At 64.3% G+C, this 22,753-nt stretch carries 19 protein-coding genes; 15 read left to right on the forward strand and 4 right to left on the reverse strand.

Annotation, left to right across the window (positions count from 1 at the left end):
- Positions 1–52 precede the first annotated feature (52 nt).
- The 10 genes from RX330_RS13430 (at position 53) to RX330_RS13475 (ending at position 12,451) form a co-directional block, all read left to right on the forward strand.
- Positions 53–1,042: an NAD-dependent epimerase gene (locus RX330_RS13430; RefSeq protein WP_317243301.1), complete on the forward strand. Its 990-nt coding sequence runs from the start codon at positions 53–55 to the stop codon at positions 1,040–1,042.
- A 7-nt stretch (positions 1,043–1,049) separates the two neighbouring features.
- Positions 1,050–2,462 carry a mannose-1-phosphate guanylyltransferase/mannose-6-phosphate isomerase gene (locus RX330_RS13435; protein ID WP_317243302.1) on the forward strand — a complete coding sequence of 471 codons (1,413 nt, stop codon included), beginning with the start codon at positions 1,050–1,052 and terminating at the stop codon, positions 2,460–2,462.
- 181 nt (positions 2,463–2,643) lie between these two features.
- Positions 2,644–3,648: a Gfo/Idh/MocA family protein gene (locus tag RX330_RS13440; RefSeq protein ID WP_212091475.1), complete on the forward strand. Its 1,005-nt coding sequence runs from the start codon at positions 2,644–2,646 to the stop codon at positions 3,646–3,648.
- Positions 3,649–3,657: 9 nt separating this feature from the next.
- Positions 3,658–4,845: a DegT/DnrJ/EryC1/StrS family aminotransferase gene (locus tag RX330_RS13445; protein WP_317243303.1), complete on the forward strand. Its 1,188-nt coding sequence runs from the start codon at positions 3,658–3,660 to the stop codon at positions 4,843–4,845.
- Between the two features lie 200 nt (positions 4,846–5,045).
- Entirely contained in the window at positions 5,046–6,572 is a 1,527-nt protein-coding gene (murJ, locus tag RX330_RS13450) for a murein biosynthesis integral membrane protein MurJ (protein ID WP_317243304.1), read from the forward strand.
- Positions 6,573–6,660: 88 nt separating this feature from the next.
- Positions 6,661–7,002, forward strand: coding sequence for a hypothetical protein (locus RX330_RS13455; protein WP_249153614.1), 342 nt, complete (start codon positions 6,661–6,663; stop codon positions 7,000–7,002).
- Between the two features lie 293 nt (positions 7,003–7,295).
- On the forward strand, positions 7,296–7,700 hold the full coding sequence (locus RX330_RS13460; RefSeq protein WP_317243305.1) for a DUF1127 domain-containing protein: 405 nt from the start codon (positions 7,296–7,298) through the stop codon (positions 7,698–7,700).
- A 260-nt stretch (positions 7,701–7,960) separates the two neighbouring features.
- On the forward strand, positions 7,961–10,270 hold the full coding sequence (locus tag RX330_RS13465) for a xanthine dehydrogenase family protein molybdopterin-binding subunit (protein WP_317243306.1): 2,310 nt from the start codon (positions 7,961–7,963) through the stop codon (positions 10,268–10,270).
- 128 nt (positions 10,271–10,398) lie between these two features.
- Positions 10,399–10,848 (forward strand): cytochrome c, encoded by a 450-nt coding sequence (locus tag RX330_RS13470; RefSeq protein WP_317243307.1) that lies wholly within the window; start codon positions 10,399–10,401, stop codon positions 10,846–10,848.
- Positions 10,849–11,167: 319 nt separating this feature from the next.
- Positions 11,168–12,451 (forward strand): cystathionine gamma-synthase family protein, encoded by a 1,284-nt coding sequence (locus tag RX330_RS13475; RefSeq protein ID WP_212091490.1) that lies wholly within the window; start codon positions 11,168–11,170, stop codon positions 12,449–12,451.
- Positions 12,452–12,524: 73 nt separating this feature from the next.
- On the opposite strand, the gene RX330_RS13480 is transcribed toward RX330_RS13475, so the two are convergent.
- The gene (locus RX330_RS13480; protein ID WP_317243308.1) at positions 12,525–12,944 is read right to left on the reverse strand and encodes a CHRD domain-containing protein; all 420 of its coding nucleotides are present in this window, start codon (positions 12,942–12,944) and stop codon (positions 12,525–12,527) included.
- A gap of 148 nt (positions 12,945–13,092) precedes the next feature.
- On the opposite strand from RX330_RS13480, the gene RX330_RS13485 reads away from it, so the two are divergent.
- Positions 13,093–14,016, forward strand: coding sequence for a c-type cytochrome (locus RX330_RS13485; RefSeq protein ID WP_317243309.1), 924 nt, complete (start codon positions 13,093–13,095; stop codon positions 14,014–14,016).
- 119 nt (positions 14,017–14,135) lie between these two features.
- Here RX330_RS13485 and RX330_RS13490 read toward each other — a convergent pair whose 3' ends face one another.
- Positions 14,136–14,381: an Lrp/AsnC ligand binding domain-containing protein gene (locus RX330_RS13490; protein ID WP_018317369.1), complete on the reverse strand. Its 246-nt coding sequence runs from the start codon at positions 14,379–14,381 to the stop codon at positions 14,136–14,138.
- Between the two features lie 95 nt (positions 14,382–14,476).
- Positions 14,477–16,420 (reverse strand): PAS domain S-box protein, encoded by a 1,944-nt coding sequence (locus RX330_RS13495; protein WP_317243310.1) that lies wholly within the window; start codon positions 16,418–16,420, stop codon positions 14,477–14,479.
- A gap of 344 nt (positions 16,421–16,764) precedes the next feature.
- Here RX330_RS13495 and thiD point away from each other — a divergent pair, with 344 nt between their 5' ends.
- From thiD to RX330_RS13515, 4 genes are all read left to right on the forward strand, one after another.
- Complete coding sequence (thiD, locus tag RX330_RS13500) at positions 16,765–17,565, forward strand: bifunctional hydroxymethylpyrimidine kinase/phosphomethylpyrimidine kinase (protein ID WP_317243311.1); 801 nt, start codon at positions 16,765–16,767, stop codon at positions 17,563–17,565.
- 293 nt (positions 17,566–17,858) lie between these two features.
- Positions 17,859–18,671: a UDP-2,3-diacylglucosamine diphosphatase gene (locus tag RX330_RS13505; protein ID WP_212091505.1), complete on the forward strand. Its 813-nt coding sequence runs from the start codon at positions 17,859–17,861 to the stop codon at positions 18,669–18,671.
- 13 nt (positions 18,672–18,684) lie between these two features.
- Positions 18,685–19,728, forward strand: coding sequence for a glycosyltransferase family 4 protein (locus RX330_RS13510; protein ID WP_317243312.1), 1,044 nt, complete (start codon positions 18,685–18,687; stop codon positions 19,726–19,728).
- A gap of 64 nt (positions 19,729–19,792) precedes the next feature.
- Positions 19,793–20,776 carry a threonine/serine dehydratase gene (locus RX330_RS13515; RefSeq protein ID WP_317243313.1) on the forward strand — a complete coding sequence of 328 codons (984 nt, stop codon included), beginning with the start codon at positions 19,793–19,795 and terminating at the stop codon, positions 20,774–20,776.
- Between the two features lie 182 nt (positions 20,777–20,958).
- On the opposite strand, the gene RX330_RS13520 is transcribed toward RX330_RS13515, so the two are convergent.
- Positions 20,959–22,746: a caspase family protein gene (locus RX330_RS13520; RefSeq protein WP_317243314.1), complete on the reverse strand. Its 1,788-nt coding sequence runs from the start codon at positions 22,744–22,746 to the stop codon at positions 20,959–20,961.
- Positions 22,747–22,753 lie beyond the last annotated feature (7 nt).

Raw genomic sequence — 22,753 nt, forward strand, 5'->3', positions numbered from 1 at the left:
TCTTGAGGTGGCGGCTAAACCGGAGCGGGCGAGGGATCCCGCGGGGAACAGGATGACGGATCAGGCGATTTTGGTCACGGGAGCCGCCGGCTTCATCGGCTTTCACGTCGCCCGGCAGCTCCTGGGCGAAGGCCGGTCCGTCGTCGGGCTCGACAATCTCAACGCCTATTACGATCCGGCTTTGAAGCGGGCGCGCCTGGCGCTGTTGCAGAGCGACTCCCGTTTCTCGTTCGTCGAGGCCGATCTTGCCGACCGCGAGGCAATGGCGGGGCTGTTTGCGCGGCATCGCTTTACAGAGGTCGTGCATCTCGCGGCGCAGGCCGGCGTGCGCTACTCGATCGAGCAGCCGCACGCCTACGCCGATTCCAATCTGCAGGGCTTTCTCAACGTGCTCGAGGGCTGCCGCAACCACGGCTGTCGTCATCTCGTCTACGCCTCGTCATCCTCCGTTTACGGCGCCAACACAAAACTGCCATTTGCGGTTGCGGACCGCACCGACCATCCCGTGAGCTTCTACGCCGCGACCAAGAAGGCGAACGAGGTGATGGCGCAGTCCTACAGCCATCTCTATCGCCTGCCGGTCACGGGGCTGCGCTTCTTTACCATTTACGGCCCGTGGGGCCGGCCCGACATGGCCATGTTTCTGTTCGTGGACGCCATCATGGCGGGCAAGCCGATCCGGCTCTTCAACCATGGAAAGATGCGCCGAGACTTCACCTATATTGATGATGTGACGCGCGTCGTGTCCAGACTGATCGATCTTGTGCCCGCGGACGATCCTTCTGCCGCAAATGCGCCGTTTAAGCTCTACAATGTCGGCAATCACCATCCGGAGGAACTGATGCACGTCGTCGGTCTTCTGGAGCGGGAGCTGGGCCGGACGGCGATCAAAGAATTGCTGCCGATGCAGCCGGGAGATGTGCTGGAAACGTTCGCGGATGTCGAGGATTTGATGCGCGACACCGGCTTTGCACCGTCAACGCCGATCGAGCATGGGGTCCACAATTTTGTCACCTGGTATCGGGACTACTTCAAGGTTTGAGATGACGATGGACAAACGCATAATCCCCCTGATCATGTGCGGCGGTGCCGGCACGCGGCTTTGGCCGGCTTCGCGCGAGGTGCGGCCCAAGCAGTTCCTGCCGCTGTTCGGCACGCGCTCCACCTTCCAGGACACGCTGCTGCGCGTCTCCGATTCCTCCCTGTTCGACCGGCCGATCGTCATCACCAATGCGTCCTATCGCTTCATGGTGCTGGAGCAACTCGCCGAGATCGGCATCGAGGCCGACGTGATCCTCGAGCCGATGCGGCGTGATTCAGGCCCTGCGATCGCGGCCGGCGCGGTGTTCGCGCAGAACCGCGCCGTTGATGCCATCGTGCTCGCGCTCGCAGCCGATCACGTCGTGCAGGACACCGGCGCTTTCGTCGCCGCCTGCCGCGAGGGTCTTGCGGCCGCGAGCACAGGGCGCATCGTCACCTTCGGCGTCAAGCCGGAGCGGCCGGCGACCGAATACGGCTACATCAATCCGGGCGAGGTGATCGCCGGCGAGGTGCATGCGGTCGCGCGCTTCGTCGAGAAGCCGGACGCGGTGAAGGCATCCGACTACGTCAATTCGGGCTATCTCTGGAACAGCGGCAACTTCATGTTCCCGGCCAGCGTGCTGCTCGACGAATACCGCAAGGTCGATGCGGCAAGCGTCGAGGCGGTCACCAATGCGGTCAATAATGCCGGCCGCGATCTCGGCTTCGTCACGCTGGAGCCCGAGGCGTTCGGCTCGGCCAAGGCGATCTCGATCGACTATGCGGTGATGGAGAAGACCTCGCGCGCGGCCGTCGTTCCGGTGTCGTGCGGCTGGTCGGATGTCGGCTCCTGGCACGCGGTGTGGGAGCTTTCGGACAAGGACGCGCAGGGCAACGCGGCGCATGGCGCCGCGGTGTTCGAGGATTCGCGCAACTGCAACGTCACCACCGACCGCGCGCTGGTCGCGCTCGAAGGCGTCGACGATCTCGTCGTGGTCGCAACCGCGGATGCGGTTCTGGTCTCGCGCCAGAAGGATGCCAACGGACTGAAGCGCCTCGTCACCAAGCTGAAGGCGGTCGCGCCGAAGGTCACCGAGGAGCATCTGAAGGTGCATCGGCCCTGGGGCAGCTATCAATCCGTCGACAATGGCGAGCGCCACCAGGTCAAGCGCATCGTGGTGAAGCCGGGCGGGCGGTTGTCGCTGCAGAAGCACCATCATCGTGCCGAGCACTGGATCGTGGTGCGCGGCGCGGCCCGCGTTACCGTCAACGAGACCGTGAAGACCGTGCACGAGAACGAGTCGATCTACATCCCGATGGGCGCCGTGCACCGGATGGAGAACCCCGGTAAAATCATGCTGGAACTGATCGAGGTCCAGACCGGAAGCTATCTGGGGGAAGACGACATCATCCGGATTGAAGACGACTATCAAAGGTCGTAACCAGCAAGCTCCGAATCACGCGACCCGGGCCAAACAGGCGGTATTTTTCGCCCTAAGGCCCGGGGAACGTGTAACTTTTTGAATCAAATCGTGTCCGGGCCGCTTGGGCGGCATTCGCCACAAATGTGGCGTCCGTGCTAGAAGCGCGCCGGGGATTTGCGTTGAATCGGGGTTTGCTCAAATGAGTTCCAAAGGATCTGCACCGGCAAAGGCCGGCCTGCGCGTCGGCGTCATTGGCGCCGGCGTGATGGGCAGCAACCATGCGCGCGTGCTTAGCGGTCTGCCTGGCGTCAGTCTCGTCGGCGTGGTTGATCCTTCGCCTGCGCACCGCGCGCGCGCCACGGAACTTGCCAATTGCGAAAGCTTCGAGACGCTCGACCAGCTCCTCGCCGAAGGCGTCGACGCGGTCACCATCGCAGCTCCGACCCATCTGCATCACGAGGTCGCGCTCGCCTGCATCGCCAAGAACATTCACGTCCTGGTCGAGAAGCCGATTGCGTCCACGGTCGCAGAGGGCCGCGAGATCGTCGCCGCCGCGCAAAAGGCCGGCGTGACGCTGATGGTCGGCCATGTCGAGCGCTTCAATCCGGCGGTCGCCGCCGTCAAGCAGGCGATCGCGGGCGAGGATATTCTCTCCATCGCGATCACGCGCGTCGGCCCGTTCCCGCCGCGCATGTCCAATGTCGGCGTCGTCATCGACCTCGCCGTGCACGACATCGATCTGATCCGCTGGTTCACCGAATCCGACATCGTCGAGGTGCAGCCGCAGCTATCGAGCGCGGTCGCCGAGCGTGAGGACATCGCGCTCCTGCAGTTCCGCACCGCCAACGGTGTGCTCGCGCACATCAACACCAATTGGCTGACCCCCTTCAAGGCGCGCAGCGTCACGGTTGCGACCCGGGGCAAATATGTGATGGGCGATCTGCTCACGCGCCAGGTCACCGAGTGCTTCGGCTTCAAGCAGGACGGCAGCTATTCGATGCGGCATCTGCCGGTCGGCCATGACGAGCCGCTCCGCGCCGAGCTGATCGCGTTCCTCAGGGCCGTGCGTCACGGCGAGACGCCGGCGGTCACCGGCGACGAAGGCGTCGCCAGCCTCGAGATCGCGACGCAGTGCCTCGAAACGCCGTCGCAGCCCGCGGCCACCTCGTCCGCCCGCAAGGGTCCGCGCCGCGTCGCCGGCTGAACCCCTTTCATGTCGACCATGCAAGAAGGCGCCAAGAACCAGACCATGAACCAGCATCTGCGTTCCGAACCCATTCCCTTCATCGATGTCGGCTCGCAGCGCCGCCGGCTCGGCGCCTCGCTCGATGCCGCGGTCAAGCGCGTTCTCGACCATTGCCAGTTCGTCAATGGCCCTGAAGTCGCCGAGCTCGAGAAGCAGCTTGCGGGCTACAGCGGTGCCAAGCATGTGATCGGTTGCGCCAGCGGCACCGATGCGATTCTGATGGTGATGATGGCGAAGAATGTCGGGCCCGGTGATGCCGTGCTGTGTCCGTCCTTCACCTTCATCGCAACGGCCTCGCCGGTGGCGCGGACCGGCGCGACGCCTGTTTATGTCGACGTCGACGAGACGACCTTCAACATGAGCCCGGAGTCGCTGAAGCGCGGCATCGCGACTGCGCGGAAGGCGGGGCTGAAGCCGGTCGCGGTCATTCCGGTCGATCTGTTCGGCCAGCCCGCCGACCACGACGCCATTGCCGAGATTGCCGGGGCCGAAGGCCTGTTCGTGCTCGACGACGCCGCGCAAGGGTTCGGCGCGAGCTACAAGGGCCGCAAGCTCGGCACCTTCGGCCTTGCCACCGCGACCAGCTTCTTCCCGGCAAAACCGCTCGGCTGCTTCGGCGACGGCGGCGCGATCTTCACCAATGACGACGAACTCGCGACGACACTGCGCAGCATCCGCGTGCACGGGCAGGGCGTCGACAAATACGACAACGTCCGCCTCGGCCTGACCGGCCGGCTCGACACCATGCAGGCTGCCGTCCTGATCGAGAAGCTGAAGATTTTCGACGACGAGATCGCCGCCCGCAACCGGGTTGCGGAGCGCTACGCGCGTGGCCTGTCCAACGTCGTCACCGTGCCGCGTCTGGCGCCGGGCAACACCTCGGTCTGGGCGCAGTACACGATCCGTCTTCCCAAAGGCACCGACCGCGACGGTTTCGCTGCCGCGCTGAAAGCCCAGGGCGTGCCGACCGCGATCTATTACGGCAAGTCGATGCATCAGCAGACCGCCTACAAGCAGTACCCGGTCGCCGACGGCGGCCTGTCTGCTTGCGAGAGCCTGTCGCAGGACGTCATCAGCCTGCCGATGCACGCCTATCTGACCGAAGCCGACCAGGAGCGCGTGATCGCCGCCGTCCGCGGCGCGCTGGCGGGCTGATTCCGCGGCTTCGTTGCCCTGCTGTCTCTGGGACACCTCTCCCGCTTGCGGGAGAGGTCGGCGCGTAGCGCCGGGTGAGGGTACTTTCGTCTCGTTGCCGAGACACCCTCTCCCCAACCTTCCCACGCAAGCGGGGAGGCAGCGCACCTTCCCGGCCGCTAGCACCTAGACCTAATCGCGCCATGCTCTAAAACAGACGCATGCTCGGACGCATCTTCACGGTTGGCGGATATACGCTGCTCTCGCGGCTGACGGGCTTTGCCCGCGACATCATGCTCGCGGCGATCCTCGGCGCCGGCCCGGTGGCCGACGCCTTTTTCGTGGCGCTGCGGCTGCCCAATCATTTCCGCGCGATCTTCGCCGAGGGCGCCTTCAACGCCGCCTGGGTGCCGGCCTATGCCCATGTTCATGGCGAGAAGGGCGAGGCGGCGGCAAAACTGTTCGCCGACCGCATCTTCACGCTGCTGCTGGCCTCGCAAGTCCTGCTGTTGATCGTCGCCTGGCTGTTCATGCCGCAGGCCATGAGCATTCTGGCGCCGGGCTTCGGTGAAGATGCCGAGCAGCGCAAGCTCGCGATCGAGCTGACCCGGATCACCTTTCCCTATCTGCTCTTGATCACGCTGGTGACGCTCTATGGCGGCATGCTCAACGTGATGCAGCGCTTTGCCAGCGCCGCGGCCGCCTCGATCTTCCTCAACGTCGCGATGATGATGACGCTGGCGGTCGCCGTCTGGTTTCCGACGGCCGGCCACGCCGCGGCCTGGGGCGTCCTGATCTCCGGTTTCCTGCAATATTTCCTGCTCGCCGGCGATCTCGCCCGCCATGGCGGCCTGCCGCGCTTTGCGCCGCTCAAGCTCGACGAGGACGTCCGCGGCTTCTTCAAAGCGCTGGGCCCGGCGACACTGGGCTCGATGGGGACGCAGGTCGCGCTGTTCGCCGACACCATCATCGCGACCTTCCTCCCCGCAGGCGCGCTGTCGGCGCTCTATTATGCCGATCGCCTCAACCAGCTGCCGATCGGCGTCATCGGCATCGCCATCGGCACCGTGCTGCTGCCGGAGATGTCGCGGCGCATCACCGCCAACGACCTCGACGGCGCGATGAAGGCGCAGCGCCGCGCGTTCGATTTCACGCTGCTGTTCTCGATCCCGTTCGTGGCCGCCTTCCTGACCGTGCCCGACGAGATCATGCGGGCGCTGTTCGCCCGCGGCGCGTTCTCCAAGGCCGACGCGGTCGCCGCAGGCAGCACGCTCGCGGCGTACGCCATCGGCCTGATTCCCTTCGTGCTGATCCGCAGCGCAGTGGCGACCTTCTATGCCCGCAAGGACACCGCAACGCCGGTGCGGGCCTCGCTGACCGGCATCGCCGTCAACGTTGCGCTGAAGGTCGCCTTGATGGGATCGCTGGCCCAGATCGGCCTCGCGCTCGCGACAGCCGTCGGCGTCTGGACCAATCTGCTGCTGGTGCTGTACTTCGCCGTGCGCCGGGGCTTTCTCGTGCTGGACCGCGCTTGGCTGTTGTCGATCGCCAAGTTCCTGCTGATCGGCCTCGTCCTGGCCACCGCCTTCTGGCTGATCGCGCGCTTTGGCGGCGTTTGGCTGGGTTCGATGCACTTCCACGATGAGCTGATGTTGGTGCTGCTCGCTGTCGGCGGCACGATCATTTACGCAGTCGCTATTCTCGCGTTGTTCGGCCGGAGTTGGCTAGTCGCATTGGTGCGCGGTTAGGTGCATTACATAACGTCCTCGGCTGGATGCGATACACAACGTTGTGTCGCAACTGGCCCTTCAGAGGATGAGTAGGAGTGTCGGGTCTATGATCATCAAGATTGTACGCCTTGTCCTGATCTGCTTTTCGGCATTCGGCGCGCTGCTAATGGGCCGTGAGATGATACTTTTCGGAGCTAGGCAAATGCTCATTATCATTGAAGCGATGCTGATCCTCAACGCTGTTTATCTGATTTCCTTGTTTGTATGGCGTCCGTCATTGACGCAAGTTGAGGCAGCAGCGCGGGTGTTGCACGAATCCGGAGGTCGGCACGGATGGTGGAAGGCGTATGTCACTTCCTACGACGAAATGGCCGCGACCGATCCAATTGCCAAGTCGGAGTTCGACGGCATTGTCGAGCGAATGTTGAAGGCGGCCCGAAGGGAGTGAGTTAGGAAGTCCATGCTGTTTGCGAAACGGAGTATCGGTTTATCTTGAACCAACCCCCATAGCGTCGTCTCGCACCGGCGTGTCTATTGTTTTTTCGCGCCCGCCGTGCTACGAGCGACGCATGATCAAGTCGCGCAAACTCGACCGTCGTCACGTGACCCGCTCTTGCCGGGCCGTGGGAGGAGTCGTGCGCTAGGATTTCGACGACATCTCTTCCACCAGGCCCCGCCGGCATCGGACGGGGCCTTTTTTGTGGCCACGCTTCCCTGCCGGCACAACAGCAGGAGCGTGCGATGCCGCCCCAATTGACGACCATCACATCCGAGGCCGAGCGCGATGCCGCCGTGCTCCGCCTCGACCGCTCGATCGCGTTGGCAAAGGAAGCCATGGACGAGGTCTTAACGGCTGCGGCGCGCCTAAACGCATCCGTTGCAACGCCGCGCAGCGACGTGTCGCGAAGGGAGGACGTACCGGCAGCGGCCGAACCGGCGCAAAGCGTCCTCGTCCTGCTCAAGCAATACTGGCGCGCGTTTCGGGGATGGTATCGGAGTTCACGGGTGATCTTGCAGGGCCTGAGCGACAGGGACCTGAGGGATATCGGCCTGACGCGCGACGAGGTCGACTATCTCGCACCTGGGCGCGCTATCGATGCGGTGAGAGATCGCGCGAGGTCTTTGTTGAACCACAGTGGGATGTAGATGATCCTGGCAGACGCAGATATGCGCTTTGCGAACAAGCGGCGGTCGATCCTGTTGCTTGTCCGCAGGAATGCGCTGCGGTGCAGAATTATTCGATCTTCACAGGGAAATGACCGAGCTGCGGCCTTTTTGTCCTATCCCGCTTTGATAGGGCAGGCCCGGGCTAAATCCTCGCGACCAAGCCCGCCTAAACCCGTTTGCCTTGCCAGTTTTTCCACGGCAATATGCCCACAAAACAACCATGAGAACGGGAAGATAAAATGGCGGCTCCCATCAAGTTCGGCGTTGGCCAAAGCGTGCTGCGCAAGGAGGATGACGCGCTCATCCGCGGCAAGGGCCGCTATACCGACGATTATGCGCCGCAGGCCGCGCTCCGCTGCCTCATGCTGCGCTCGCCGCATGCGCATGCCAAGTACACCATCGATGCGAGCCGCGCCCGCGGCCTGCCCGGCGTGGCGCTGATCCTGACCGCCGACGACGTGAAGGAGCTCGGCAATCTGCCGTGCCTGTTCAATCTCGAGACCGATCCGTTCACCGGCCCGCCTTACCCGATCCTGGCTGCGGGCGAAGTGCGTCATGTCGGCGACGCCGTTGCCTTCGTCGTTGCCGAGACGATCGACCAGGCCCGTGACGCGATCGAGGCGATCGACGTCAAATGGAGCCCGCTCCCCGCGGTGACCGGCGTCGTCAATGCGGTGAAGAAGGGCGCGCCGCAGGTGTGGCCGGACAAGGCCGGCAATGTGCTGTTCGATGTCTCGATCGGCGACAAGGCCGCGACGGAAGCCGCCTTCGCCAAGGCGCATACGGTCGCCGAGATCTCGATCGTCAATCCGCGCGTGGTCGCGAACTTCATGGAGACGCGCGCGGCGGTGTGCGAGTACGATGCCAAGCGCGACCATCTGACGCTGACGATTGGGAGCCAGGGCAGCCATCGCCTGCGCGACATCCTCTGCCAGAATGTGCTCAACATCCCCACCGACAAGATGCGGGTGATCTGCCCCGACGTCGGCGGCGGCTTCGGCACGAAGCTGTTCCCGTATCGCGAATATGCCCTGATGGCGGTCGCTGCCAAGAAGCTCAAGAAAACGGTGAAATGGGCCGCCGACCGCACCGAGCATTTCATGGGCGACGCGCAGGGCCGTGACAACGTCACCACCGCGAAGATGGCGCTGACGGAAGACGGCAAATTCCTCGCCATGGATTGCGACCTGATGGGCGACATGGGCGCCTATCTGTCGACCTTCGGGCCCTACATCCCACATGGCGGCGCCGGCATGCTGCCGGGCCTCTACGACATCCAGGCCTTCCACTGCCGGGTACGCACCATCTTCACCAACAGCGTGCCGGTCGACGCCTACCGCGGCGCGGGCCGCCCCGAGGCGGCCTATGTCATCGAGCGCCTCGTCGATGCCTGTGCGCGAAAGCTCGACATGACGCCGGACGCCGTCCGCCGCAAGAACTTCATCCCGCCGAAGGCGCTGCCTTACAAGACCGCGACCGGCAAGGTCTACGACTCCGGCGACTTCGCCGCGCATCTGAAGCGCGCGATGGAAATCGCCGATTGGAAGGAGTTTCCAAAGCGCGCCAAGATGGCCAAGAAGGGCGGCCTGATCCGCGGGATTGGTCTTGCCAGCTATGTCGAGGTGTGCGGCACCATGGGCGAGGAGACCGCCAATGTGCGGATGGACCCCAACGGCGACATCACCGTCCTGATCGGCACGCAATCCAGCGGGCAGGGTCACCAGACCGCCTATGCGCAGATCGTCGCCGAGCAGTTCGGCGTTGCGCCAGAGCGCGTGCACATCCACCAGGGTGACACCGATATGATCGCCACCGGCCTCGGCACGGGCGGCTCGGCCTCGATCCCGTCAGGCGGCGTCAGCGTCGAGCGGGCCACGCGCGAGCTCGGGCAAAAGCTCAAGGAGGTCGCGGCACAGGCGCTGGAGGCCAGCGCCGGGGACCTCGAGATCTCGGAAGGGGTGGTGCGGATCGCCGGTACCGACCGTTCGATCTCGTTCGCTGATCTCGCCAAGCGGCCGGGCGCCGATCCGTCCAAGCTGAATGCCAGCGCGACCTTCGCCAGTGCCGACGGTACCTATCCCAACGGCACGCATGTCGCGGAGGTCGAGATCGACCCGGCCACCGGCATCATCAAGATCGTCAACTATGTGATCGTCGATGATTTCGGCAAGACGCTCAATCCGCTGCTCTTGGCCGGCCAGGTGCATGGCGGCGCCATGCAGGGCATCGGCCAGGCGCTGATGGAGCAGGCGGTCTATGGCCCCAGCGACGGCCAGTTGATCACCGCGACCTTCATGGACTATGCGCTGCCGCGGGCGGCGGACGGGCCGGCCTTCGTGTTCGAGACCGCCAACGTCCCCTGCAAGACCAATCCAATGGGCGTGAAGGGGGCGGGCGAGGCCGGCGCGATCGGCTCCTGTCCGGCCGTCGTCAACGCCATCGTCGACGCGCTCTGGCGCGAATACAAGATCGACCACATCGACATGCCGGCAACCCCGGAGCGGGTGTGGATCGCCATCAACGAACACCATCGCCGTCACAGCCTCTAGGCCAAGTTCCCCGCGCGCACGGGAAATAAAAGCGCCGCGCGGGGTTCTACCCATGATGGGTCCAGGCTTCTCCCGAAGCCCGTGAAGTCTCATTCCCTGACCGTATCGAGAGCCGGAGAAACGAACCAATGAAACGGACGATGATTGTCGCGGGCGTCCTAGTGTTGGGCGCGGGCGCCGTAATGGCGCAACAGGAGATTGCCGTCCAGCAGGACAATCTGATGCGATCGATCGCCAAGAATCAGTATGGCGTCATCCAGAAGATGACCAAGGGCGATATCCCCTTCGACAAGAAGGCGGTCGATGAGGCCATCGCCGGTATCGAGGCCGATGTTGCCAAGATCGCCAAGACCTTCGAGATCAATCCCAAGCAGGACGTGGTGAACGCGACCTACGGCAGCTCGCAAAAGGTCTGGCAAAACAAGGCCGATTTCGACTCCAAGATTCCGCCAGTGCAGAAAGCCATTGCCGACGTCAAAGGCAAGATTACCGACGTTGCGAGCTTGAAAGCGGCCTATACCACGATCAACGATCGCTGCAACGATTGCCACGAAACCTATCGCGTGAAGTTGAAATAGCTGGGCACAGTGTCCGTCGGCGGAGCGAAATCCCGGGTCTATCCCGGCTGATGGCCGTCCCGGATTGCGTTTCGCGCCATTCGAGCTACGAGCAAGAGAGGGCGGTTGCGAGAGCAGCCGCCCTCTTTGCATCGTGGCTCAGCATCAGGAAATTCTGGTCGCAAGGCCTGACGGATCGCCTTGAGAGCGGTTATCTTCAATGCCAGCCGCTGCGGCATCAACGTGAGCTGTTGGATACAGGCGTATCTCGCGCCTGACTGCGTCATGACACCATGAGTTCCAACGCCCGGCGAGCACCTGAAGAACAGCGAGGCAGGCCATGGTAAAACCGTTCCCGTCGAAGACCCACATCGGCAACCATATGCTGCATCCGGAAACCCTGATGCTGACCTATGGCTATGACCCGCAATTGTCCGAAGGCGCCATCAAGCCGCCGGTGTTCCTGACCTCCACCTTCGTGTTCAAGACGGCTGATGACGGACAGGACTTCTTCGATTTCGTCGCCGGCCGGCGCGAGCCGCCGGAAGGGATGGGCGCGGGCCTGGTCTATTCGCGCTTCAATCATCCCAACAGCGAGATCGTCGAGGACAGGCTTTCGATCTACGAGCGTACCGAGAGCTGCGCGCTGTTCTCATCGGGCATGGCGGCCATCGCGACCACCATCCTCGCCTTCGTCCGCCCCGGCGACGTCATCCTGCACTCCCAGCCGCTCTATGGCGGGACGGAAACGCTGCTGACGAACACGCTGGCGCGTCTGTCGATCGGCGCCGTCGGCTTCGCCGACGGGATCGACGAGGCGGCGGTCAAGCAGGCCGCGGAAGAGGCCATGGCCAAAGGCCGTGTATCGATGATCCTGATCGAGACTCCGGCCAATCCGACCAATGGCCTGGTCGACATCGCCATGATCCGCCGTGTCGCCGATTCCATCGGAAAGGCGCAAGGCAACACACCGATCATCGCCTGCGACAACACGCTGCTCGGGCCGGTGTTTCAGCGGCCGATCGAGCACGGCGCTGATATTTCGCTGTATTCGCTGACGAAATATGTCGGCGGTCATTCCGATCTGATCGCGGGTGCCGCGCTCGGTTCGAAGGCGATCATGAAGGGCATCAAGGCGCTGCGCGGCGCCATCGGCACCCAGCTCGATCCGCATTCCTGCTGGATGATCAATCGCTCCCTCGAGACACTGAGCCTGCGCATGGAGAAGGCCAACGGCAATGCGCGCCTCGTTGCGGACTTCTTGCGCGATCATCCCAAGGTCGCCAAGGTCCACTATCTCGGTCATCACGAGGCGTCGTCGCCGGCCGGGCTTGCATTCGCGCGGCAGTGCCTGGGGGCGGGATCCACCTTTTCGTTCGACATCGTCGGCGGCAAGGAGGCAGCCGTCAAATTTCTCAACGCGCTGCAGATCCTCAAGCTGGCGGTGAGTCTCGGTGGCACCGAGTCGCTTGCGAGCCTGCCTGCAACCATGACCCATTCCGGCGTTCCCGCCGACATCCGCCGGAAGATCGGCGTGCTCGATTCCACGATCCGTCTGTCGATCGGCATCGAGAACCCGTCGGACCTGATCGCCGATCTCACGCAGGCGCTGAATGCGGCTTAGGACACCGTCGGAATCGAAAAGGCCGGACACCCCTCCGGCGTCCGGCCTTCGCGCGACGCAGCAGCGTTGAGGCCTACTTCATGACCTGACCGCGGATCTCGCCGCCCGGATTGGCCGCGGTGTGGATGTTGATGTAGAGCTTGCCGCCGAGCAGATCTGCGGCTTGCGCGTCGGTGAGCGTCGCTTCGCCCTTGACGGGGCTCGAAGCCGCGTTGGGGATGGGGACGGCAACGCCGGCGTTCTTGCCGGCTTCGGCGGGCCCATGGAAATGCGCGGCCGTGGCGGGGCCGGACAGTCCTGAATAGGTGACGGTCCAGGACAACTTCTTGCTGGCGGCGTCATAGTCCAGATCGGCGGTTCCGGTGGCGCTAGTGGTCGTTGCCGGCACCTCGGACTTGCCGTCGAGCGTTGCCTTCAGTTTCTCCGCGCTGGCCGGGACGGCGAACGCAACGGCAGCTCCAAGTGCCAGTGTGGCAAAAAAGGCTTTGGTCATGGGTCTCTCCCTGTTGAGGCCTGATTGCTCTTCAAACAGTGCGGCATGCGGTTTATTCCGGCATTACAGCCGGACCGCCTAAAATATTCGTGGTTGGATCGGGCGTGGCATGACCCTTAAGTTCGCGCTTTCACGATGGAATGATCGAATGCTGCGACGAACGCTTCTTGCCGCCCTGATCGCCGCTGCCGCGGCGTTCGCCCTCTATTGGTGGGCGACCGCCCCGGCCGCGCTGGCCTTGCCGGCGCCGACCCGTAGCCCCGATCTCGCCAACGGGCAGGAACTGTTCAACGCCGGCGGCTGCTCGTCCTGTCATGCCACCCCCAATCAGCCCGATCGCCTGCGGCTCGGCGGCGGGCTGGCGCTGGGTTCGCCGTTCGGAACGTTCTACGCCCCCAACATTTCCCCCGATCCGGCCGACGGAATCGGCCGCTGGAGCGAGGCCAATTTCGTCAACGCCGTGATGCGCGGCATCTCGCCCGCGGGCACGCACTATTTCCCCGCATTTCCCTACACGTCCTATCATCTCGCCAGCACCGACGACGTCCGCGATCTCTTTGCCTACCTGAAGACGCTTCCATCGGTGTCCGGCAGAGTTCACGACCACGCGCTGCCGTTTCCGTTCAACATCCGCCGCAATGTCGGCATCTGGAAGTTGCTGTTCATGGACACCGCGCCGTTCGTGGCCGACGCCGCGCGCTCGCCGCAATGGAATCGTGGCGCCTATCTGGTGAACGCTTTCGGCCATTGCGCCGAATGCCATAGCCCCCGCAATGCGCTCGGCGGAATCATCGCCGGCCAGCGCTTTGCCGGTGGTCCCAATCCGGAAGGGCAGGGCTGGGTGCCTAACATCACGCAGCAGGGCATCGGCAGCTGGAGCGAGAAGGATATCGCGGATTTTCTCGAGACCGGCGACATGCCCGAGGGCGACAGCGCTTCGGGTGCGATGCGGCCGGTGATCAAGAATCTGGCGCAACTGACCGCGGAAGACCGCGCCGCGATGGCCGCGTATCTGAAGTCGCTGCCGCCAGTGCAGGGACCGACACCGCCCAAGCGCAAGGAAGGCGGCTAAAGCATGATCCGGAAAAGTGCGAAGCGGTTTTCCGGAAAGATCATGCGTCAACAACAACCTCAAGCGCGATGAGATTTGGATTGATCGTCAACGCGCTTCGGCCGTCGTTCGGCGCATGATCAGCTGGCGCCGAACGCCTTGAAGGTGATGATGGTGAGGGTGTCCTGGATGCCCGGGAGCACCTGCACCTTCTCGTTCACGAAATGGCCGATGTCGGTATCCTTGTCGACGTAGAACTTCACGAGGAGGTCGTATTGGCCGGCCGTGGAGTAGATCTCGGACGCGATCTCGGCTTCGGCAAGCGCATTGGCGACCGTATAGGACTGGCCGAGCTTGCATTTGATCTGGACGAAAAAAGGAACCATCGCGGGCACTCCGAAAGCGTATCTGGCGGCTAATAGGCCAAAACCGGCATGATTTAGCAAGCGAACTTGCCGGCCGCCAGATTCCGCTCGGGCGTTCAGGGCGTCATGGCCGCCGCGGCGAACGCGTCCCTGAGCCGCTGGGCGAGCTCGATCTTGCGATAGGGCTTGGTCAGCACGATCGCCTGTGCGGGCGCGCGGCCCTGCTCCACCAGGGTCTCCAATGCGTAGCCCGAGGTGAACAGGACCGGCAGACCGGGACGAATCCGCCGCGCCTGATCGGAGAGCTCCCAGCCGTTCATGCCGCCCGGCATCACGATATCAGTGAACAGCATGTCGATGCTGGGATCGGTGTGCAACTGCTGCAAGGCCTCCTTGCCGTTGACTGCGGCAACGACACGATATCCGAGAGCTTCCACCCTGCGAACGACGGAGGAGCGGACGAACGGATCGTCTTCGGCGATCAGGATCGTCTCGTATCCTCGCGGCGCCGCGTCCTCGCCATCGGACGGGTCGGCCTGCGATTGTCCGGTGTCCGCGCGCGGCAGATAGATTCGGACCGTGGTCCCGAGGCCGATCTCGCTGTAGATCGAGATGTGGCCGCCCGATTGCTTGGCGAAGCCATAGACCATGCTGAGGCCGAGACCCGAGCCCTTGCCCACTTCCTTGGTGGTGAAGAACGGCTCGAAGGCGCGTGCCATGACGTCAGGGGTCATGCCTTCGCCGTCGTCGGTGACCGAGATCAACGCGTAAGCGCCGGCTGCGACTTCGGGGTGAAGGGCGCTATAGTCGTCGTCGATCTCGGTCAGCTCCGTGCTCAGCGTCAAATGTCCTCCTGCCGGCATGGCGTCCTGCGCGTTGAGCGCGAGGTTGAGCACGGCGGATTCGAGCTGGGCGCGATCGGCAAACGCCACGATCGTGCCGGGGCCGGTGCTCGTCCTGATCTCGATGTCTTCGCGCAAGGTGCGCTTGAGCAGCTTGAACATGGAATCGAGCAGGCCGCGGCAATCGATCAGCTGAGGCTGCAGCAACTGGCGGCGGCTGAATGCGAGCAGCCGCTGCGTCAGCTCGGCGCCCCGTTCGCCCGACTGGCAGATGTCGTCGGCAAAGCGCCGCAGATCCGGCCGAGCCTTGAGCTGCTCGCTCAAGTGCTCGGCATTGCCGATGATGACGGTGAGCAGATTGTTGAAGTCGTGCGCGATGCCTCCGGAGAGCTGGCCGACCGTCTCCATCTTCTGCGCCTGCTGGAGCTGCTGCTCGGTCAGCTTGCGCGCAGTCAGGTCGTGGACGATGCCGACGAAGATCAATTCGCCGTCCTGCTGCGCCTGACCCACCGACAGGTCCATCGGGAAGGTCGATCCATCCTTGCGCAGGCCGACAGATTCGCCGCCGGTGGCGAAATGCCGCGTGGCATTGTCGGACGACGCGTCCGCCTCGGGCATCAGCATGCTGACGTTCCAGCCCATCACCTCCTCGGCAGAGTAGCCGAACAGGCGCTCGCAGGCCGGATTGAACAGCAGGATGCGATCCTGCGCGTCGAAAAGGATGACGCCGTCGACTGCAGTCTCGACGATCGCGGTGAGTCGCGCCACGCTGTCGCGCATCGCGCGTTGGGCATCGCTGACCTGCTGCAGCAGAAGCGTCGCGTCCCGGCTCTTGATCTCCTCTTCCTCGAGCGCGGCCTGGACTTGCCGCAGTTCGAATGGAGAGGGAATTGTCAGGATCTTCGGAAGCAGCGGCCAAAGCGCGGCGGCGGTGAAGACGGACGCGACCGCCGTGGCCGCCTTGACGATGCCCTCGATGCCGTAGATCGGAACCCAGAGCGTGTAAATCGACAGCACATGGGTCAGGCCGCAGGCCATGATGAAGACCGCGAATGCCCAGTAGACCCAGCCGAATTTGAGGTCGCGCCGCTTGGTGACGAGAATCGCGAGGGCAAACGGGATCGAGAAATAGGCGGCGGCAATGCAGGCGTCGGCAACGACGTGGAGCCAGATCAGCTGAGGCTCCCATAACAGGCAGATGCCGTGCGGCGAAAGCATGGACGAGTCGAGGAGACGTTCGAAAAAGGCCCACATCGTTCCACCCCAAGATTCCGTTCCAGGCAGCTGCGGGCCGGGCCGGCCCGCAGCATCGGTGAATGGTTCCACCACCTGACGTCTCACTCATCGGCGAAGCAGGTTCGCGACTATACCAAGGGTCCGGCGCGGTTGCATTTTCAAGCCCGCGCCATTGCGGGGCGTGGCCCGCAACATCCGCCTGATTCGGCGTGCGTGCCACGATATCGCGAATCACGGTCGGCCGCGGCCCGGCGCGCTTGCCGGTACTCCGCGGTCGCGCTAGGACAGGCCATGGCGGTGTTCGTATCCAGCAGACGTGTCCGGCGATGACGACCCCGGTCGCACTCACCATCGCCGGCTCCGATTCGAGCGGCGGCGCCGGCATCCAGGCCGACCTGAAGACCTTTGCCGCCCTCGGTGTCTATGGCGCTTCCGCCATCACGGCACTGACGGCGCAGAACACGCGCGGCGTCACCGGCATTCACGCCGTGCCTGCCGACTTCGTCACCGCGCAGATCGACGCGGTGTTCGCCGATCTCGAGGTCGGTGCGGTGAAGATCGGCATGGTGGCCCAGGTCGCCAGCATCGATGCGATCGCGGCGGCGCTTTCGCGCTGGAAGCCGCGGCATGTGGTGCTCGACCCCGTGATGGTGGCGACATCGGGGGACCGCCTGCTCGCGTCCGAAGCCGTCGACGCTCTGCGCACCGGGCTGATGCCGCTGGCGTCCGTGATCACGCCCAATCTGCCGGAGGCCGCGGCTCTGCTCGATGAGCCGATCGCGGCCAGCGAGGCTGAGATCGAAAAGCAGGGGCGACGCCTGCTGGCGCTCGGCTCCCGTGCGGTCCTGATCAAGGGCGGGCACGGCGAGGGCGCGGAGAGCACCGACTATCTCATCGATGCCGACACCACGATCGCGCTCGCCGCGCCCCGCGTTGCGACCCGCAACACGCATGGCACCGGCTGCTCGCTGTCGTCGGCGGTCGCGGCGGGCCTTGCCAAGGGCGAAGATCTGGAAAGCGCGGTGCGCAACGCCAAGGCCTGGATCAGCGCCGCGATCGGCGCAGCCGACCGCTTCAGCGTCGGCCACGGCCACGGCCCGATCCATCATTTCCACAAGTTCTACTGACGCAGGGCAACGCGTGAGCGCACGCCTCGTCCTTCGAGACGACCGCTTCGCTGTCTCCTCAGGATGAGGCTAGCAGCGCCGCGCCCATCGAAACTGCTGCCGCGCATTCGGTCCTCGTCCTGAGGACCCCGCCCGCGCTCAAGGGCACCCCGCCTGCCGCGCCATGTCGCCAGATTGTCGCATGCGACTGATATTCGCGGGGAGGGCGAGGCAAGGCGTGATTCGTATTTGAAGGTGCCTCAAGGGTTCAATCAGTCATCCCCCTGTCACGGGACATTGTTACAGGCTGGCGCATGGGAAGTTACGATGTGAGTGACGAGAGCCCGGAGCGGCGCTTTCGCACGTTGTTCATCTCCGACGTTCATCTCGGAGCCCGCGGTTCTCAAGCCGATCTTCTGCTCGACTTCCTGCGCTACCACGATGCCGATACCATCTATCTCGTCGGCGACATCGTCGACGGTTGGGCGCTGAAATCGAGCTGGCACTGGCCGCAATCGCACAATGACCTCGTCCAGAAGCTGCTGCGCAAGGCGCGCAAGGGCGCCAAGGTCGTCTACATCCCCGGCAATCACGACGAGTTCCTGCGCAATTACTACGGCACGCATTTCGGCGGCATCGACGTGGTCGAGAACACCGTCCACACCGGCGCGGACGGCAAGCGTTATCTCGTCATCCACGGCGACATCTTCGATCTCGTGGTGCAGAACGCGCGCTGGCTCGCTCATCTGGGCGACAAGGCCTACGACTTCGCGATCCAGATGAATCGCTTCGTCAACTTCTTCCGCCGCCTGTTCGGCGTGCGCTATTGGTCGCTGTCGCAATGGGCCAAGCAGAAGGTCAAGAACGCCGTCAACTATATCGGGGCGTTCGAGCAGGCGCTGGCCGCAGAGGCGCGGCGTCACGACGCCGACGGCGTGATCTGCGGCCACATCCACTACGCCGTGATCCGCGACGAGGCCGGCATCCGCTACATGAACTGCGGCGACTGGGTCGAGAGCTGCACCGCGCTGGTCGAGCACGACGACGGCCATTTCGAGATCATCACCTGGGCGGATCATTTGCAGAAGCCGGCAGCCGTGCCGCAGGTCGCGGCAAGAGCCGCATGATAAGGGCAGCCTGATGCGCATCCTGGTCGCGACCGACGCCTGGCACCCGCAAGTCAACGGTGTGGTTCGGACGCTGACCAAGCTCGCCGACGCCGGCAAAAGCCTCGGCGTCGAGTTCGCGTTCCTGACGCCGCAATCCTTCCGCACCTTTGCGATGCCGAGCTATCGCGACGTGCGGCTGGCGATGCCGCGCCCGGCGCGGATCGCGGAGCTGATCGAGGAAGCGCGGCCCGACAGCATCCACATCGCGACGGAAGGGCCGATCGGCCTGATGGTCCGCCGCTATTGCCGCCAGCGCAGGCTGCCGTTCACGACCAGCTTCCACACCCGCTTTCCCGAATATGTCCGCGCCCGCGTGCCAGTTCCGGGCTCGCTGATCTGGCGAGCGCTGCGCCGTTTCCACAGCGCCAGCCGCGCCGTGATGGCAGCCACGCCTGCGCTCGCCCGCGAACTGACGGAGCGCGGCTTCGACAATGTCGTGCTTTGGCCCCGCGGGGTCGACACCGATGTGTTCCATCCCCGCGCCATCGACCTCTGCCTGCCGGCGCCGGTGTTCCTGTCGGTCGGGCGCGTGGCGGTGGAGAAGAATCTCGAGGCCTTTCTCGGGCTCGATCTGCCCGGCACCAAGGTGATCGTCGGCGACGGGCCGGCGCGCGTGGCCTTGGAAGAGGCCTATCCCGATGCGATCTTCCTCGGCGAGAAGCATGGCGAGGCGTTGGCGGAAATCTATGCTGCGGCTGACGTCTTCGTGTTTCCGAGCAAGACCGACACGTTCGGCCTGGTCCTGCTGGAGGCGCTGGCAAGCGGCCTGCCGGTTGCGGCCTTCCCGGTGAAGGGCCCGCGCGACGTGATCGGCGATGCCCCGGTCGGGGCCCTGGATCACGACCTGCGCAACGCCTGTTTCGCGGCGCTCGATGTCTCCCGGCAGGACTGTGTCGCGTTCGCTGCCAATTACACCTGGGAAGCCTCGGCGAGGGTTTTCGTCGACGGCATCAGGGCGGTGGGAGCCGTGCTGCCCGGCCGGAATGGTGCGGAACAGCCCCGCTTCGTCGCCTGACCGCTCAAAATCCTCTCGCGGAGGTGTCTTGCCCGGGCCTCATTGGCCGCGATAACATTCCGCCATGACCGAACAGCTGCTCCCGATCGGCCCCGCCGACATCGATGCCGCGGCGCGCGTGATCGCACCCTATGCCATCCGCACTCCGCTGTTGTCCTTTCCCGTGCTCAACGAGCGCGTCGGTGCGAAGGTGTTCCTGAAGCCGGAGATGCTCCAGCGCACCGGCTCCTTCAAGTTCCGCGGCGCCTTCAACAAGGTGTTCTCGATTCCGCAAGAGAAGCGCGCCGGCGGCGTCGTCGCGTTCTCCTCCGGCAACCACGCCCAGGGCGTGGCGGCGGCGGCCAAGATCCTCGATATGCAGGCGACCATCGTGATGCCTGCGGATGCCCCGTTGTCCAAGCGCGAGCGCACCAAATCCTATGGCGCCGAGGTCGTGCTGTACGACCGCGACCGCGACGACCGCGAAGCCATCTCGCGCGGTATCGCCGAGAAGCGCGGCGCGACGCTGGTCAGGCCTTACGACGATCCCTTCGTGATCGCGGGGCAGGGCACCGCGGGTCGCGAGATCGCGGAAGACATGGCAACGCTCGGTCTTAGTCCCGACATCGTGGTGGCGCCGGCCTCCGGCGGGGGCCTGATCGCGGGCGTTGCGACCGCGATCAAGGCGCGTTATCCGCTCGCGGAAATCGTGGTGGCCGAGCCTGAAGCCTTCGACGACCACGGCCTGTCATTGACCGCCGGCCATCGTGAGCCGCACGCGCCCGCGGGCCGCACCATCTGCGATGCGCTGATGGCGCTGATCCCCGGCGAGATGACCTTTGCGATCAACAGCAGGCTGCTCGCGCGCGGCGTCACTGCGTCGGACAAGGAAGTCGGTGCGGCCGTGGCGTTCGCCTATCGCGAGCTGAAGCTCGTGGTCGAGCCCGGCGGCGCGGTCGGTCTTGCCGCGCTGCTTGCGGGACGTCTCGACGTCGCCGGCAAGAACGTCGTCATCGTGCTCTCCGGCGGCAATGTCGATGCGGATTTGTTCGCGGAGCTGGTGGCTTAGCCGTCATTCCGGGGCTCGCGAAGCGAGAGCCCGGAATCCCTTTTTCGACCGACTCTGCCGCGCAATGGATTCCGGGCCTGCGCCTTTCGGCGCATCCCGGAATGACGACGTTGGGATCTGAGATCAAGAAGGGGGCAGAGCGTCGCTGCTCTGCCCCTCTGTTGTGTGCGCCGTTCGCACGATCAGCGCATGAAGCCGCCGCGACGGTTGCCGCCGCCCATGCTCGGCGCCTGGTTCATCGACTGCCGGAAGTTGTTGTTGCTGCTGCTGACCATGCGGCTCGGCATCGTGTTGATCTGCGGACGGTGGTTCTGCACGTTGTTCTGCCCCTGCACCTTGCTCACCGGATTGTTGGTGATCTTCACGCCATCGTTGATGCGGATCGGGCGGTTCTGCGTCTGAACGTTGACCGGCTTCGACTCGATGTTCGGGCCAGGCTTGCCGACGTTCACCGGCATTGTCACGATCTTGCCGGGCCTGCCGTTATTACCATTGGGCGTGGTGTTGGTCGCAGGCAAGGTCACGATCTTGCCGCCGTCCTTGGTGCTGGTCGTGTTGGCCGGCGCGGGCAGGGTGACGATCTTGCCCGGGGTCTGCGACGGTGTGCCGTTCGGCTGGTTCTGCTGGTTGTTGTTGCCCGCCGGCAAATTGACGATCGGGCCGCCATTGCCGAGTTTGCCGTCGATAGGCTTCTGCACGAGAGGCAGGTTGCCGCCCATTTGCGGTCCACCATTACCCTGCTGCATCGGCATGTATTTCGGCTGACCGAGATTGCCGATCTTGAAGGTCGGGGCAATGTTCTGCGGCGCCAGGAACTTGGTCGCCTGCATCAAGGGGATCTGCTTCGGCTGCGCCTGCAGCTTCAGCGCGATTTGCGCATAGGGGCTGTTGCCGTAGCTGTCGTAGAAGCTCTTGTACGCCACGGGCGAGTTCACGAGAACCGCCTTGTGCCAGGCCTGCGAGAGCAGGATGTTGTTGAGCAGCCAGCGGACGTGGTCACACAGCGGGTCGTGCGGATACATCCGGATGAACTCCTGATAGTATTCCGGCCGGCCCTCGGACACGACGTAGTCATAGGCCTGGCGCGTCGAGCGGCTCGGCAGGTTTGCCGCCATCTGCACCACGGGCGCTTTCACCGGCGCGCGGTTGGCGGCGACGGCGGTGTCACCGAAGAAAGTGAAGTCGCTCGTGAGCGAGGAGCTCTCCCACGGGATCTGCGCGCCGCTGGTGGTCTGGTTCACCTGCAGGCGTACGCGCTTGAACAGCTGCTCGATCGGCACGTTGGGCTCGCGCGCGACGTTCAGAAAGGCCTGCGTGTAGGGGCTGTGGCTGCCAGTGCCGTCGAGCGCCTCGGCGCCGGGCGCGGTCGAGTAGCCGACGATCGAGCCGTTCGGCGCATCGACGATGGCCAGGCCGCGGCCGGCGTCGTTGACCTCGGGGAACGGATTGTTGCGGCAGGCATCGAGGATGACGATGCGCATGCGGCTCGGGATCGTCTCGAGCGTCGACATCACGTCGACAAGGCGCACCGAGTTGTTGACCAGCTCGGTCGGGCTGGACACTTTCGCGTCGACCGGAACCAGGTAGTTCTCACCGGCAAGCTGCACACCGTGGCCGGCATAATAGACCATCGCCACCGTGTTCGGACCGCGCGAAGCGACTTTCGCGGAGAAGTCCTGGACGACGCGGAGCATGTCGTTCTGGGTCAAATCGGTTGCCGAGACCACCTCGAAGCCGGCAGAGTTCAGGAACTGCGCCATCGATTGCGCGTCATCGTCGGGGTTGGCAAGCTGCGGCGCGTTCTTGTAGTTCGCATTGCCGATCACCAGCGCCACCCGCTGCTCGGGGCCTTGCAGCGCGGTGGGGGCAGGCTGGACCGGGGCGACCTGCGCGGAAACGGGCCCGCAGCTGAAGCCAAACAGGCTTCCCAGCAGGCTGGCCGTCATCAAAAAAGGCTTTAGGCGGAACATGGCGTGC

The organism is Bradyrhizobium sp. NDS-1 (assembly GCF_032918005.1).
Classification (GTDB): Bacteria; Pseudomonadota; Alphaproteobacteria; order Rhizobiales; family Xanthobacteraceae; genus Bradyrhizobium; species Bradyrhizobium tunisiense.

Excerpts from the sequence above, each read along its gene's own strand:
- RX330_RS13480 (WP_317243308.1), bottom strand. The coding sequence starts at position 12,944 with ATGACCAAAGCCTTTTTTGCCACACTGGCACTTGGAGCTGCCGTTGCG.
- RX330_RS13440 (WP_212091475.1), top strand. The coding sequence starts at position 2,644 with ATGAGTTCCAAAGGATCTGCACCGGCAAAGGCCGGCCTGCGCGTCGGC.
- RX330_RS13475 (WP_212091490.1), top strand. The coding sequence starts at position 11,168 with ATGGTAAAACCGTTCCCGTCGAAGACCCACATCGGCAACCATATGCTG.
- RX330_RS13470 (WP_317243307.1), top strand. The coding sequence starts at position 10,399 with ATGAAACGGACGATGATTGTCGCGGGCGTCCTAGTGTTGGGCGCGGGC.
- murJ (WP_317243304.1), top strand. The coding sequence starts at position 5,046 with ATGCTCGGACGCATCTTCACGGTTGGCGGATATACGCTGCTCTCGCGG.
- RX330_RS13505 (WP_212091505.1), top strand. The coding sequence starts at position 17,859 with ATGGGAAGTTACGATGTGAGTGACGAGAGCCCGGAGCGGCGCTTTCGC.
- RX330_RS13490 (WP_018317369.1), bottom strand. The coding sequence starts at position 14,381 with ATGGTTCCTTTTTTCGTCCAGATCAAATGCAAGCTCGGCCAGTCCTAT.
- thiD (WP_317243311.1), top strand. The coding sequence starts at position 16,765 with ATGACGACCCCGGTCGCACTCACCATCGCCGGCTCCGATTCGAGCGGC.
- RX330_RS13445 (WP_317243303.1), top strand. The coding sequence starts at position 3,658 with ATGTCGACCATGCAAGAAGGCGCCAAGAACCAGACCATGAACCAGCAT.
- RX330_RS13510 (WP_317243312.1), top strand. The coding sequence starts at position 18,685 with ATGCGCATCCTGGTCGCGACCGACGCCTGGCACCCGCAAGTCAACGGT.
- RX330_RS13430 (WP_317243301.1), top strand. The coding sequence starts at position 53 with ATGACGGATCAGGCGATTTTGGTCACGGGAGCCGCCGGCTTCATCGGC.
- RX330_RS13460 (WP_317243305.1), top strand. The coding sequence starts at position 7,296 with ATGCCGCCCCAATTGACGACCATCACATCCGAGGCCGAGCGCGATGCC.
- RX330_RS13455 (WP_249153614.1), top strand. The coding sequence starts at position 6,661 with ATGATCATCAAGATTGTACGCCTTGTCCTGATCTGCTTTTCGGCATTC.
- RX330_RS13515 (WP_317243313.1), top strand. The coding sequence starts at position 19,793 with ATGACCGAACAGCTGCTCCCGATCGGCCCCGCCGACATCGATGCCGCG.
- RX330_RS13495 (WP_317243310.1), bottom strand. The coding sequence starts at position 16,420 with ATGCTTTCGCCGCACGGCATCTGCCTGTTATGGGAGCCTCAGCTGATC.
- RX330_RS13485 (WP_317243309.1), top strand. The coding sequence starts at position 13,093 with ATGCTGCGACGAACGCTTCTTGCCGCCCTGATCGCCGCTGCCGCGGCG.
- RX330_RS13435 (WP_317243302.1), top strand. The coding sequence starts at position 1,050 with ATGGACAAACGCATAATCCCCCTGATCATGTGCGGCGGTGCCGGCACG.
- RX330_RS13465 (WP_317243306.1), top strand. The coding sequence starts at position 7,961 with ATGGCGGCTCCCATCAAGTTCGGCGTTGGCCAAAGCGTGCTGCGCAAG.
- RX330_RS13520 (WP_317243314.1), bottom strand. The coding sequence starts at position 22,746 with ATGTTCCGCCTAAAGCCTTTTTTGATGACGGCCAGCCTGCTGGGAAGC.